General features: G+C 68.7%; 17 protein-coding genes. 7 read left to right on the top strand and 10 right to left on the bottom strand.

The annotated features are described in order from the left end of the window. Window positions 1-67: 67 nt before the first annotated feature. From AB0J64_RS36125 to AB0J64_RS36105, 5 genes are all read left to right on the top strand, one after another. The gene (locus AB0J64_RS36125; RefSeq protein WP_192787167.1) at window positions 68-319 is read left to right on the top strand and encodes an acyl carrier protein; all 252 of its coding nucleotides are present in this window, start codon (window positions 68-70) and stop codon (window positions 317-319) included. A gap of 2 nt (window positions 320-321) precedes the next feature. Then, window positions 322-1,068 carry a 3-oxoacyl-ACP reductase FabG gene (fabG, locus tag AB0J64_RS36120; RefSeq protein ID WP_364037427.1) on the top strand — a complete coding sequence of 249 codons (747 nt, stop codon included), beginning with the start codon at window positions 322-324 and terminating at the stop codon, window positions 1,066-1,068. Next, the gene (locus AB0J64_RS36115; protein WP_364037424.1) at window positions 1,065-2,324 is read left to right on the top strand and encodes an FAD-dependent monooxygenase; all 1,260 of its coding nucleotides are present in this window, start codon (window positions 1,065-1,067) and stop codon (window positions 2,322-2,324) included. Before fabG ends, AB0J64_RS36115 begins: the two co-directional genes overlap by 4 nt. Continuing rightward, window positions 2,321-3,223 carry an ACP S-malonyltransferase gene (locus tag AB0J64_RS36110; protein ID WP_364037421.1) on the top strand — a complete coding sequence of 301 codons (903 nt, stop codon included), beginning with the start codon at window positions 2,321-2,323 and terminating at the stop codon, window positions 3,221-3,223. The genes AB0J64_RS36115 and AB0J64_RS36110 overlap by 4 nt, the downstream gene beginning before the upstream one ends. Window positions 3,224-3,305: 82 nt before the next feature. After that, window positions 3,306-4,520, top strand: coding sequence for a thioester reductase domain-containing protein (locus AB0J64_RS36105; protein ID WP_364037418.1), 1,215 nt, complete (start codon window positions 3,306-3,308; stop codon window positions 4,518-4,520). Window positions 4,521-5,136: 616 nt separating this feature from the next. Here the strand turns inward: AB0J64_RS36105 and AB0J64_RS36100 are convergent. From AB0J64_RS36100 to AB0J64_RS36075, 6 genes are all read right to left on the bottom strand, one after another. Further along, window positions 5,137-5,301 (bottom strand): hypothetical protein, encoded by a 165-nt coding sequence (locus tag AB0J64_RS36100; RefSeq protein WP_364037415.1) that lies wholly within the window; start codon window positions 5,299-5,301, stop codon window positions 5,137-5,139. A gap of 232 nt (window positions 5,302-5,533) precedes the next feature. Further along, window positions 5,534-5,800 (bottom strand): hypothetical protein, encoded by a 267-nt coding sequence (locus AB0J64_RS36095; RefSeq protein WP_364037412.1) that lies wholly within the window; start codon window positions 5,798-5,800, stop codon window positions 5,534-5,536. Continuing rightward, entirely contained in the window at window positions 5,784-5,915 is a 132-nt protein-coding gene (locus AB0J64_RS36090; protein ID WP_364037409.1) for a hypothetical protein, read from the bottom strand. Before AB0J64_RS36090 ends, AB0J64_RS36095 begins: the two co-directional genes overlap by 17 nt. 294 nt (window positions 5,916-6,209) lie before the next feature. Next, complete coding sequence (locus AB0J64_RS36085) at window positions 6,210-6,533, bottom strand: hypothetical protein (RefSeq protein ID WP_364037406.1); 324 nt, start codon at window positions 6,531-6,533, stop codon at window positions 6,210-6,212. Window positions 6,534-6,817: 284 nt separating this feature from the next. Beyond that, on the bottom strand, window positions 6,818-7,006 hold the full coding sequence (locus AB0J64_RS36080; protein WP_364037403.1) for a hypothetical protein: 189 nt from the start codon (window positions 7,004-7,006) through the stop codon (window positions 6,818-6,820). A 380-nt stretch (window positions 7,007-7,386) separates the two neighbouring features. Beyond that, window positions 7,387-7,932 carry a DUF5994 family protein gene (locus AB0J64_RS36075; protein WP_364037401.1) on the bottom strand — a complete coding sequence of 182 codons (546 nt, stop codon included), beginning with the start codon at window positions 7,930-7,932 and terminating at the stop codon, window positions 7,387-7,389. A 70-nt stretch (window positions 7,933-8,002) separates the two neighbouring features. Here AB0J64_RS36075 and AB0J64_RS36070 point away from each other — a divergent pair, with 70 nt between their 5' ends. Both AB0J64_RS36070 and AB0J64_RS36065 read left to right on the top strand, forming a co-directional pair. Continuing rightward, window positions 8,003-8,449, top strand: a complete 447-nt coding sequence (locus AB0J64_RS36070; protein WP_364037398.1) for a hypothetical protein — start codon at window positions 8,003-8,005, stop codon at window positions 8,447-8,449. 115 nt (window positions 8,450-8,564) lie between these two features. Further along, window positions 8,565-9,416, top strand: a complete 852-nt coding sequence (locus AB0J64_RS36065) for a universal stress protein (protein WP_364037395.1) — start codon at window positions 8,565-8,567, stop codon at window positions 9,414-9,416. Window positions 9,417-9,476: 60 nt separating this feature from the next. On the opposite strand, the gene AB0J64_RS36060 is transcribed toward AB0J64_RS36065, so the two are convergent. From AB0J64_RS36060 to AB0J64_RS36045, 4 genes are all read right to left on the bottom strand, one after another. Continuing rightward, entirely contained in the window at window positions 9,477-9,737 is a 261-nt protein-coding gene (locus tag AB0J64_RS36060; RefSeq protein WP_364037392.1) for a hypothetical protein, read from the bottom strand. After that, window positions 9,734-10,354: a hypothetical protein gene (locus tag AB0J64_RS36055; RefSeq protein WP_364037389.1), complete on the bottom strand. Its 621-nt coding sequence runs from the start codon at window positions 10,352-10,354 to the stop codon at window positions 9,734-9,736. Before AB0J64_RS36055 ends, AB0J64_RS36060 begins: the two co-directional genes overlap by 4 nt. A gap of 218 nt (window positions 10,355-10,572) precedes the next feature. Beyond that, window positions 10,573-10,911, bottom strand: a complete 339-nt coding sequence (locus tag AB0J64_RS36050) for a hypothetical protein (protein WP_364037386.1) — start codon at window positions 10,909-10,911, stop codon at window positions 10,573-10,575. 61 nt (window positions 10,912-10,972) lie between these two features. Next, entirely contained in the window at window positions 10,973-11,257 is a 285-nt protein-coding gene (locus tag AB0J64_RS36045) for a GlsB/YeaQ/YmgE family stress response membrane protein (protein WP_364037383.1), read from the bottom strand. Window positions 11,258-11,634 lie beyond the last annotated feature (377 nt).

Here is an 11,634-nt window from a genome sequence, read left to right as displayed (position 1 = left end):
ACGCCCGCCGGCCGAACCCTTACACCCCAACCGAACAGGCATCACCGACCCCGAAAGGCAGGAGCCCATGGCCACCCTGATCCCCACCCGCGACGAACTGCGCGACTTCTTCGCCGAAGAGCTCGAACTCCCGGCCGACGTCGTCGGCTACGAGAGCGACTTCGAGGCCGACCTCGGCGTCGACTCGCTTGCCACCATGGAGATCCTCGTGCAGTTGGAGAAGAAGTACGGCATCCGTCTGGAGGAGTCCGAGTTCGCCGGTCTCACCTCCGTGAACGCCGTCCACGCCTTCCTCGCCGACCGGCTCGAAGCGGCGTGAGCATGAAGGGCGCCCACCGCCCGGTCGCCATCGTGACCGGGGGATCACGTGGCATCGGCCGCGCTGTCGTGACCCGCCTGGCCGCCGACGGGTTCGACGTTGCGTTCTGCTACCGCACCCGTAAGGACGCCGCGGAGGAGGTGGCGGCGGAGGCCGGGGCGACGGGTGCCCGCGTGCTCGCGTACGAGGCCGACGTCGCGTCCGCCGACCAGGCCCGGGCGCTGGTCACGGCCGCCGAAGAGCACCTCGGGCCGCTGTCGGTGCTCGTCACCTGCGCTGGCATCGTCCGGGACCGGCCGCTGGCACGCATGACCGACGCCGAATGGGACGATGTGATCCAGACCAACCTGTACGGCACGTACCACGTCTGTCGTGCCGCCGCGCTCCCGCTCATGCGGCATGGCAGCGGCTCGATCGTCACGCTGTCCTCGGTCGCGGCCGCGCACGGCGGCCCGGCACAGAGCAACTACGCCGCGTCCAAGGCCGGCATCGTGGGCTTCACCGCGTCCTTGGCGCGCGAACTCGCCCGGTCCGGGGTGCGTGCGAACGTCGTCGCGCCCGGGCTGATCGCCACCGACATCACCAACGATCTGCCGCCCAAGGTGCAGGCGTCCATCATCGGGAAGATCCCGCTGCGCCGGCCCGGGACTCCCGGCGAGGTCGCCGATCTGGTCGCCTTCCTGGTCTCCGACCGCGCCCGCTACATCACCGGGCAGGTCATCGGCGTCGATGGAGGGCTGGTGCCGTGACCGCATCCGCCACCGGCCGTCCGGGCTCCAGTTCCGGTTCCGGCGTCGGCTATGACGTGATCGTCGTGGGTGCCCGCTGTGGCGGAGCACCCGCGGCGATGTTGCTGGCCCGCGCGGGCTACCGCGTCCTCATCCTGGACCGCGCTCGCTTCCCCCGCGACACCCTGTCCACCCTGTACATCCACCAGCCCGGCACCGCCCTGCTCGACCGCTGGGGCCTGCTCGACCGGGTCGCCGCCACCGGCTGCCCGCCGATCACCTCGGCCATGCACCGCATGGGCCAAGTCGCCGTCGAAGGCGCTCCCACTCCGGTTCACGGCATCCACGCGGCCTACGCGCCACGGCGTTACCTCCTCGACGCCCTCCTCGCCAAGGCCGCGACCGACGCCGGAGCGGAGTTCCGCGAGGACTGCCGGGTCACTGACGTGGTCGTCGAGGACGGGCGGGCCGTCGGGGTGCGATGGCGTACCGCCTCCGGCAGCGGCACCGACCGCGCCGCGCTGGTCGTCGGCGCGGACGGTATGCGCTCGGTCGTGGCGGGCGCCGTACGTGCCGAGACGGTCCGCGAACACCCGCCGCTGACCTGCGTCTACTACGGCTACTGGGAAGGCATGCCGGTCACCCGGTTCGAGGCCCACGCGGTACGCGGCCGCTGGGTCGGCTGCCTCCCCACCAACGATGGCCGTACCCTGCTCGCGGTCTACTTCCCCCAGGCCGAGTTCGAGGCCGTCCGTCGCGACCTGCCCGCCGCCTACCTGGGCGGACTCGCGGCCGCGGCCCCGGAACTGTACGAACGTGCCCTCGCCGGCACCCGGGTCGGCCCACTCCGCGGCAGCGGCACACAGCGGAACTTCTTCCGCCGCGCGGCCGGCCCCGGATGGGCGCTGGTCGGCGACGCGGGACACCACAAGGACTCCATCACCGCCGACGGCATCACCGCGGCGTTCCAGCAGGCGGCGCTCCTGGCCGCCCGCCTGGGCGCCGACCTGCCCGACCCGGCGCGCCGGCAGGCCGCGTTGGAGCGCTATGCCCTCGACCGCGACCGCATGCTCGCCGCCCGCTACTCCGACACCCTCGCGCTCGCCCGGCTCCGCGCCGACCGTGTGGAGGCCCGGATCGCCGGACTCGCGCACGACCCGGCGTGGGTGCAGGCGTTCTTCGACCGCGCGGCGGGCACCGGTCCCGACCTCGTGCCCGTGCCCGACCCCGTGCCCGACCTCGTGCCTGGTAACCGGTCTGAGGAGGTACCGGCGTGATCGCCGAACAGTACGGAATCGCCTTTCCCGGACAGGGCATCAAGGCGCAGACGCTGCTCTGCGCCCTGTGGGCCCACGTCCGGCACCCGCTGGTCGCCCGGCTGCTGACAACGTTCGGCGCGGCGGATCCCGAGGCGCTGGACCTCGGTGACACCTCGGTCGTCCAGCCCGCCACCTTCGCCGCCGGCCTCGCGGCGGCCGACACGGCCTTCGGGCCGGGCCACTGCCCACCGGTGGCGCTCGGCCACAGCCTGGGCGAGCTGACCGCCGCGGCGTACGCCGGATTCCTCCGTACCGACGAGGGCTTCGAACTGGCCGTGGACCGCGGCCGGTTGTGCCACGACCAGAGCCGGCGCAGGCCCGGGGCAATGGTCGCGATCGTCGGCGCCGACGCGGGCGAACTCGAATGGCTGCGCCGGAGCGTGGTCGCCGAGCACGGCGAGGTCCTCGACGTCGCCGGGCTCAACAGCGCCCGGCAGACCGTACTGTCGGGCGCTCCCGAGGCGGTGGCCGCGGCCGTACGCATCGCCGAGGAACAGTGCCTGCGCGCCGAAGTGCTGCCGATACCCGGCGGTTTCCACAGCCCGCTGATGATGGACGCCGTCCCGGCGTGGCGGCGCCGTCTGGAGTCCGCGGACTTCCGCCCGAGTACGACCCGATTCGTCTCCGCGATCGACGTACGACCGCACACCGACCCGGTCCAGGTCCGAGAACAACTCGCGCGCGGCCTGGTGCTCCCGGTGCGCTGGCACGAGGCCGTGCGTACGGTACGAGACCTCGGCGTGCCCGGCCTCATCGACGCCGGACCGGGTACGACCCTGCTCAAACTCGGACGCCGCGCCCGCATCCTCGAGTTCACCTGCCTCGGCGCGCTGCCCGAACCGGTTCCACCCGGGTGAAGGCGGCCCGCTGAGCACCGCCGTTCGACCACGTGACCCACAAGCGGACCAGCCCCGCCTGCCGCGCGACCGAAAGGCGCCCATGCACCACCACGATCCCACCACGGATGCCGTGCTCGACCCCGGCATCGTCCCCTACGGCACCGCATCCGCCGCCGGACCGGCCCGCCACGTGCTGCTCACCGGCGCCACCGGCTTCCTCGGCGCGTTCCTGCTCCGCGAACTCCTCGACCGCGCCGACGCCGACGTGTGGTGCCTGGTGCGCGCCGCCAGCGACCACCACGCGGCGTCCCGCTTGCGCGAGGCCATGCGGCGCTATCTGATCTGGGACGACCGGTCGGCCGGGCGCGTCATCCCGGTCGCCGGAGACCTGACCGCCCCCGACCTCGGCCTGACACCCGCCCGCTGGGCGGAACTCGCCGAGCGGATTGACGCCGTGCAGCACGCCGGCGCCCAGGTCGGCCACGCCGCACCGTACGCCGCGCTGCGGGCGGCCAACGTGTATGGCACCCAGGAGATCATCCGGTTGGCCTGCGAGCGCCGCGGCAAGCCGCTCAGCTTCATCTCCACCGCCGCCGTGCCGGGTGATCCGGCGGACCGTACCGCGGCACCTCCTCCGCCCGGGCGCCCGGGCGGAGGCTATGTCACCGGCAAATGGGTCGCCGAGCGCCTGGTCCGGCAGGCCGGCGACCGCGGGCTGCCGGTACGGATCCACCGCCCCGGCCGCATCAGCGGCCACTCCGTCACCGGAGCCTGCCAACTCGACGACGGAATATGGCACTTCGTACGAGCCATCGCCCTGCTCGGCCTGGCCCCCGTCGTCGCGGCGCCCGACGGCGGCGGCCCCGCGGTGTCGTTCTCGCCGGTCGACTACGTCGCCCGCGCCATCGTCCACATGTCCGCGCAGGACACTGGACCCGCCCCGCTGCGCTACCTGGTCAACCATTCCCGCATGCCGCTGAGCGCCCTGATCGGCCACGTGGCCAAGCGGTACGCCGTCTCCTACATCTCGCGCGACACATGGCTCGAACGCCTGTGGCAGGCACGGCACCGGTACGACGGCGCGCTGCTCAAGGCCGGCGTCCTGGTGAAGTACTACCGGGCGCTGCTCACCGGAACCGGCCGCCCGCCGACCGCCGACGACCGGAACACCGTACGGGACCTGGCCGGAACCGGCATCACCTGCCCACCCCTGGACGGCGCCCTCATCGGGGTGTACCTCGACTACTTCCAATCAGCGGGTTTCCTCCCGGTACCGCCGATACACCTGAACCGAGAATCGCCAGCCCGAGGCTGAGTGCAGGATTGGCGGCAGTGGCCTGCAGCGGCAGCCACTCGGTTGATCAGTGGGTACGGCGGAGGTGTGCTAGGACGTGTTCTGAGTTCGAATCTCTAGGCGCGCTGGAGGCCTCGGATTCACCCGATGGCACCTTGCAGATGGAGCGCGCTCCGACGCTTGTCGAAGGGAGGTCCGGCTCCCTCCAGCCGCATCAGCGCCAGGGGTTATTGTCGGTGAGCCTGACCATACTGATCGCGATCAACGATACGTTTGCCTATTACCAGGATCTCCTGGCCGGTGTCCTGGAGCACATCTCGGACGCCCTGACCTGGACCGTGATCCAGCCTATAACCGGCACTCCCACCCTTGCCGGACTTATGGAGCGCATGGGACTGCAGGAATCCGACCTGGAGCCGGCACGCCCGGTGGACCTGACGGGCGAGCTGGAAGATACATCTCGCACGCCGATATCAGCGGCTAGGCGGCTCATTTCGCCCACCCCGCTCGCGAGTTCGGCCTGGAGCACGTCGACCTCTCCAAGCGAGGGGCGCGTTTGTGATCCGAACCGGCCACCCCTTGGTTTGTGTCGGTGGCCGCCACTACGGGTGGGAGACCGGGCAAGACACGCATGCCGCTACAGGTACTGGCCCGCCTCGGCGCTGTCTGTCTTCGACACACGCGCCGACACCACGTTGGCGAGATTGATGATCACGCTGTTCACGTCGGTCTCACGGCCATATCTCGCCCGCATCAACACCAGGCTGCGCCGCTCGTCCGCAGCACGAGCGATCGCCGCCACCGCCTCCGGCTCCCCGTCGAATCACGGAGATGTCGTCACCGCCCACCAGGCGGAATCGAATGATCAGTGCGACATTCTCCGGCACGGCCGACTCCTTTCGCCAGACTCCGCACGGAATACCTGCCCAGCATGATCAACCTGGGATAAGGAAGTCGTCGCAATCACGCTACCCGCGGTCGAGTTCGATGATCCCGTGCTGGATCAGAGTGAACCGCGCCTTTTCCTACCGATGTCAGTCTGTGGGCCCCAGCCCGGCTATCCGTTGCTCGCGAACGTCCTGCAGAGCCCGCAGGTAGCCGACCTCCAAGGCACGACAGACCAGGTTGTTCATCTCGGGAGAGCCGTCGAGTCGACCCCAGCCGGAGAACTCGTTGGCCACCGCCTCATCGGCCAACCGCTCGTCACCGGCATCACCAGGGCGTGGACCGTCGTAACGGATCCGGCCGATGAACTCGCTCCATTCCTCCAGTTCGGCACGCGCGTCATCGTCGTCGCTCATACTGGCCATGGTGACCTATGATCACTTTCTGCGCGAGCTCATCCGGCATGCCCAGTGATGAAGCACTCTCTTCGGGCAGGCAGTAGCCGAGAAGATCAAACAGCGCCTCGCCCATCTCCTCCGTGCGAATCTCAATCTGGAGCCGTCGATTTCACCCCTGGCTTCCGGGTTCGAGCCACGGGGCGCCCTATCACTCCGGCCAGGCACGATGCTGTGCCGAGGAAGCGACCCGATAATCACGAGCTAGCCTGGGACACAAACGAGCCAAGCCGGCGACCCTGCCGCCGAAGCCACGCCTGCCCCATCGCGGGAGAAGCACCATCCGCCAAGTGGGATCATGGCCTGGCAAGACTCCTCGAGCAGTGCACTGATGCGTGAGGATGCGGGAATTCGCGCCCAGGGGTGGCGCTCAGTCACCCGCTCCCGCATCGAGCTGCCTACCACCCACGCCGGCGTCGAGGAGGTGCGCCCCGGCATCGTGCAGGGTGATGCCGTAGCCCCCCGGCGCGTCGATAGGAGGCGTCGACTCGCTCGTCACGGTGATCGCCTTGAAGCGGGTATCGCGGGTCGGGCCGTCGCCGACGAGGTGGCCGCGCAGGTGGCCGGCACGGTCGTATACCGCCCAGCGGCCGGCGCCCACCTGTGGCATGGCGGCCGGGTTGTCCTTGAGCCACTGCGCGTTGGCCGCATGATCGGGCCGTTTGTCGGTCTCATTCGGCTCGGCGGGCTCCATGACGTCATGGTCTTCGGTGCTGCGGGCGCTACTCATGGTGCGTCTCGCTCTCAGATTGTGGCTGACGCCCCCGAGCATCGGAGGAGCATTCTCAGCCTAGGAACACAAGGTCTGGCGCAGATCGCATTCACCTGACGCCGTTGGGGCAGCCGAGCCGGTGCGAACGGCGGGTCCTCTGCTCGGGGTGGCGGCGCCGGAGTCGTCTCCGCCGAGATCGAGGCGGAAGGGTGGGCATCGGTCGGTCATCAGGGCTGCGTAGCCGGCGACCCGCAGCCCCCAGCGGTTCAGGCCGAGGATGAGGTCGAACAGTGGCAGGGGTACTGGCCGGTGATCACGATCGCGACCAGTGCGACGAGGCTGAGCAGGCGGAAGGCGATCCACAACGGGATCAGTATCAGCGCGTGTGGCACGATCAGCAGCCATTTCACCAGCCACAGCCAGCGTGACAGGGAGCCGTCCTGCTGGGCGTGCACCCAAATCGGGTACAGCCACTCCTCGGTGGTGGGGCTCGCGTGGTCAGCGGAGTTGTCGAGCTCATGGTCGTTCCTCTCTTTGTCAGCGTCGGATCTTTGTCAGCGTCGGAAGGGGCGGAGGTCGCACGACCTCTGCCGTGGTGCGTCTCACACGCCGCCGACGCCTTTTCCTCGGCGTGGCCTGTATTGCGGATGGGATGACCGAGGGGATCTCACTCAGCGGGTAGCCCCGTCGATGACCCATGTCACCGTGCCGGACTGGACGAACGATCAGGTCCTGCTTGTTCTCCGCGCAGATGAAGGTACCCATCGTCGCGCTCGGACCATGTCCGCCTTCATCGAGAATCGGTGACTGCCGGGAACGCCGGCTTGGCGCAGGGTCAAGTGGCGGCGGGCACGAGATCGGCGACGCGGCCGCCCTCGTTCTCCCAGGAGGCTGAGCCATCCTGGCCGGGCAGGCCCTCGTCTGGAACGGCGGGGTGGAGGATGTCGCTGGGACGGATGCCGACCGTGTCTGCGGCGGCACGCGTGAGCGCGGCCATGGCCGGGCCGTTCGCCGTGTCGGGCGGGATGACCAGCAGAGTGATGGGCGCGGTGCCCGCGATACTCAAGGTGATCAGGTGCGGGTCGGCACTGCGGAACCAGCCCACTCTGACCTGACGGCCACGGGCCGGGATGCGGCGCGGTATGTGATCCCATGCGTCCAGATACAGCCCGACGCGCAGAACGGCTCTGTTGAGCCGTCGGTCGACGGCGGAGATGAGGGCGGGGAGTTCGGCGCCGGCGTCGCGGGTGTAAGGCCACCATGCCCCGTCGACGGTGCCTCTCCGATCCAGTACGGGATTCAGGCTGAGCCGGAGTGCGGACTGGTTCGCGGGAACAGCACCGGCACTTGGCGGTGTGAACGCAGACTGGAGTGTCATCATGTTGCCTGGCCTGTTCAGGCCCTCAAGAAGGGCCGAAAGCGGTCTATCGCCGCGGGCGACGCCAACCCGTATGCCAACGCACGAAATGTCCTCGGTATTGTTATTTTACCTCCTTCCACGAGGCAAGGAACGACATAAAGCCGCCATCGACAGAATCGGCTGGTTATCGATCGCAGTGATAACCAGGTCGGCGATTGCTTGTTTCCCGTTCTCGGCCAGAAGAGCACCCTTGGGTTCAGGCCGCGTTGCGGTCGTAAAACGCCGACCGGGCATCGTGCCCGGCGACGGCGGGGTCCATGGTTTCTTCGAGATGGACGCCCGAGAGCCACTGAAGGGAAGCATGGTGAGTCTGACAAGGAAGATCAAGACCAGGACGCGGCTCGTCAAGGGCTGGATCATGCTCTATTTCGGCCGCGCCACCGGAAACCAGCAACTGGAATCGAAAGGCCTGGCCAGCCGACCCGAAAATAATCTGAAGCAGCGCAATGGGAGGACCAAAGGTATTTTCAAGCGCTGACCACGGCCGTCGCCTACGGCATCGACTGCAGGCGCTCAATTACCGACCTCCGTGGGCCGACACATTTCCGGGATCGAGCACCGAGCAAATAGCTGGCAAAAAATCTGGAGGGGCCATGAATCGTGTCATTGTGGTGGGCACCGACGGCTCGGCCGCTGCGACCGCGGCCGTCGAGTGGGCGGCCGACGACGCCGCGCGCGCGATGGCCCGACTCCGCATCGTCCATGCCGTGGACCGCTCGCCGTACGAGATCGCGAAGTTCTCCAACCCGGGCCCGGATGATGCCGTCGCCCTCAGCGCGGAGAGGGTTCTGGCCGACGCCGAGGTGGTCGCGCGCAAACGACAGCCTGGCATCGATATCACCAGCGAGCTGTTTCAGGGCGCCGCAGCGACGGTGTTACGCGGCCAAGCCGGCAACGCCGGCGAGATCGTGATCGGCGGCAGAGGCCTGGGCGGCTTCCCTGGGGCCGTACTGGGCTCGGTGAGCACCCACGTAGCAGGGCACGCGCACGGCCCGGTGGTCGTCGTCCGCTCCGACCCCGACACCGCCTACGGGGAGATCGTCATCGGGCTCGACGACTATCACGCAGGCGAACCCGCCCTCGCCTACGCTTTCGAGCAGGCGCTGCTGCGCGCAAGCACGCTGCGCGTCGTCTACGCGTGGCAGCCGCCGGCGCATGCCCACATCCCCGAAAGCGCCCATGATCTGGACGAGATCCACGCCGCCCGGTGCCGGATCGCGGCCGGCATCCTCCTGGGATGGCGGCAGCAGTATCCGCAGGTTGAGGTGGTCGAGGACGTCCGGCGCGCCCACCCTGTCGGCGCCCTCGCCGGCGTTTCCGCTCAGGCGGATCTGGTCGTCGTTGGCTCCCAGGGCCGAGGGGCGATCGGCACCGTGATGCTTGGATCCGTAACCCTCGGCGTTCTGTACCACGCGCGCAGCTCAGTCGCGGTGGTGCGGCCATAAGGCGTTCTGCTCTCCATGGCCCGGAGATGTGAAACCCCGGCCGACGGCCATCTGGGTGGCTCAGTCGGCAGGATCGCTCTTGAGCAGAGGCTCAGACAGCACCGTCGGCGCGTCGGGCTGGACCGCAAGGCCGAAAACGAGCTTGTCGGACGGTGGTGGCCGCCTGCTCTTGCCGTCGTTGCAGCGCCTCAGCACGGACTCAGGCGGGAGCGGCGGCAGCGGGACCTTGCCGTCGTTGTCGTGCTTCAATGCGGGCTTGGGCGGGAGCGGCGGCAGGTCGGCGGTTTCGTCGGGGCGTTCATCGTCGTGGTGCATGTTCATGTCGCGTCACCTTTTCGCGAGCCGTTTCGGGAGTCGCCCTGGGATGTCGGTTGGTCGTCGCGGGTGCGGTCGGCGGGCTGGGGGCGGTGGTGTTCGTCAGCGCTGTCGAGGAGTTCCTGGAACAGAACGTGGTAGTGCACCATGGCCTGTCGCACGTCCTCGGTGGATGCCTTGCCTTGGGCGACACACCCGCTGATCTCGTGGGCCTGGCGGTAGCGGTGCAGCATGCGGTCGTGCACCGCCGCCGATTCTGATTGCTGCTGTTCGAAGTCTTCGGTGGGATATCCGCGCTCGGCCATGGCGGCCGTGACCAGCCGATCAGCCTCGATTACCGCAGGGCCTGGACCGTCGGCGAACTGCTTCTGGATCGCTGTCCAGCATTCGGCGTAGGTCCGCTGTGACTGGGGAGTGAGTGGCTTGACGTCGAGAGTGGCCGCCCGCCCCTGCCGGGCGCGCAGTTCCTGCTCGGCCCCGCCGCGGTTGTCGCTTTCGTTCATGGCGGGTTCGTGCTTGGGGCTGACGTACTGGCGAATGCGTTGCCAGCGCTGCTGCACCATGACGAAGCCGATGGCGGTGACCAGGATCGCCACCACAGCGATGGCGACGATTGTGGTCATAGTGGGCATGTCTGCCTCCAGGAGGAGATGGCCCTCGTCTCAGGCCGAGAGCGGGAAGGTGAGAGCAGCGGGTTGAGCTCGGGTCGGCCCTTCGCCGGCGAGGCCGGGAAGATGTCTACTCCCGCGTACAGACGACAGCGGCGCACCCGGACTTTCGAGGACCGGTGGGATGCTCGCTGCCTTTCAGTCCTTACGCCCGGCTAGCCGTCCGGCGCTGGTCAGGGTCGGCGGTTGCCGGGAGGCCTGTGGCTGCGGCGTTGTCCGGCGTCGTAGCCAGGAGGCTGGAGGCGGCGGCTGTGCCCGGCGTCATAGCCGGGCGGATCTGCCGGGCTGGGTGGCGGTCGGTCGTCGATGACGTCCTGAAGGCTGCGAGCGGTCGACTGGGGCCAGCGTGACCTCGTGCGGAGCAGCAGAAGCAGCAGGAGCCCGAGGGCACCGCCGAGCATCAGGATGACACCCGCGACGCGCAGGTCCAGGCCGCCCACCGAACCGTCCGCCAGGGCGAAGATGAGGAGGGCGCCGACCGTGATGACCGCGCCGGCTCCGGCGATGGCCATCACGCATCCCTTCTGCCGCGGCAGAAGGGATGCGTGAACTCCCCGGAGGTGCTGGGCGGGGTCATGGGCGGCCGGCCTGGCGATCCGAACGTCGGCCGATGATCAGGTGGTAGCCGCCTAGCAGGACTGCCGCGCCGACGATGGCGCAGAGCCAGGTGGACAGGTCGAAGAAGCCCTGGATGCCGGAGACGTGCAACACCTGGGTGGCCACGAGGCCACCCAGCAGTGCCCCGGCGATGCCGAGCACGAAAGTGATGATCAATCTTTGCGGGTCCTTGCCGGGGACCAGCATTCTGGCCACCGCCCCGGCGACCAGTCCGAGGATGATCCAAGCGATGATGCCCATGGCCGAACTCCTTTGGCGGTGCATCGATGTCTGCATGGGATCGGTTTTCCGGACCGGTCGAAGCAGGGGGGCCGGCCGCCGCGTGATCGCCGGCGGTCGAAGTCGTTCACCTTGAGTCGACACCCACGCGTGCCGCACGGAAACAGGCGATCCGGGAAGGATTCATCTCCAGAACCGATCACACTATGTGCGGAGCCGGTGGATCAGGCAGGCTCGTCGCCGTGGCTGGTGACTGTCGGGGCGTCTTCGCTGGGCGTTGGTCCGGTGGGCGGAGCGATGGGGTCCAGCCAGCCGAGCCGTTCGGCGAGTTGTCGGGCGCTGTTGATGACGGTGGCGATATGGGGAGAGGGGTTGGCGTCGTGCCACAACAGTGACCA

The organism is Nonomuraea sp. NPDC049695 (genome assembly GCF_040674955.1).
Lineage (GTDB): Bacteria > Actinomycetota > Actinomycetes > Streptosporangiales > Streptosporangiaceae > Nonomuraea > Nonomuraea helvata.
This window is presented reverse-complemented; position numbering and strand designations above follow the sequence as displayed.

Bases quoted from the DNA above. Each gene is read 5' to 3' on its own strand.
- AB0J64_RS36090 (WP_364037409.1), bottom strand. From the start codon at position 5,915: ATGGGCGAGGCGCTGTTTGATCTTCTCGGCTACTGCCTGCCCGAAGAG.
- AB0J64_RS36105 (WP_364037418.1), top strand. From the start codon at position 3,306: ATGCACCACCACGATCCCACCACGGATGCCGTGCTCGACCCCGGCATC.
- AB0J64_RS36050 (WP_364037386.1), bottom strand. From the start codon at position 10,911: ATGGCCATCGCCGGAGCCGGCGCGGTCATCACGGTCGGCGCCCTCCTC.
- AB0J64_RS36060 (WP_364037392.1), bottom strand. From the start codon at position 9,737: ATGAACATGCACCACGACGATGAACGCCCCGACGAAACCGCCGACCTG.
- AB0J64_RS36045 (WP_364037383.1), bottom strand. From the start codon at position 11,257: ATGGGCATCATCGCTTGGATCATCCTCGGACTGGTCGCCGGGGCGGTG.
- AB0J64_RS36070 (WP_364037398.1), top strand. From the start codon at position 8,003: ATGCCAACGCACGAAATGTCCTCGGTATTGTTATTTTACCTCCTTCCA.
- AB0J64_RS36125 (WP_192787167.1), top strand. From the start codon at position 68: ATGGCCACCCTGATCCCCACCCGCGACGAACTGCGCGACTTCTTCGCC.
- AB0J64_RS36075 (WP_364037401.1), bottom strand. From the start codon at position 7,932: ATGATGACACTCCAGTCTGCGTTCACACCGCCAAGTGCCGGTGCTGTT.
- AB0J64_RS36085 (WP_364037406.1), bottom strand. From the start codon at position 6,533: ATGGAGCCCGCCGAGCCGAATGAGACCGACAAACGGCCCGATCATGCG.
- fabG (WP_364037427.1), top strand. From the start codon at position 322: ATGAAGGGCGCCCACCGCCCGGTCGCCATCGTGACCGGGGGATCACGT.
- AB0J64_RS36055 (WP_364037389.1), bottom strand. From the start codon at position 10,354: ATGACCACAATCGTCGCCATCGCTGTGGTGGCGATCCTGGTCACCGCC.
- AB0J64_RS36095 (WP_364037412.1), bottom strand. From the start codon at position 5,800: ATGAGCGACGACGATGACGCGCGTGCCGAACTGGAGGAATGGAGCGAG.
- AB0J64_RS36065 (WP_364037395.1), top strand. From the start codon at position 8,565: ATGAATCGTGTCATTGTGGTGGGCACCGACGGCTCGGCCGCTGCGACC.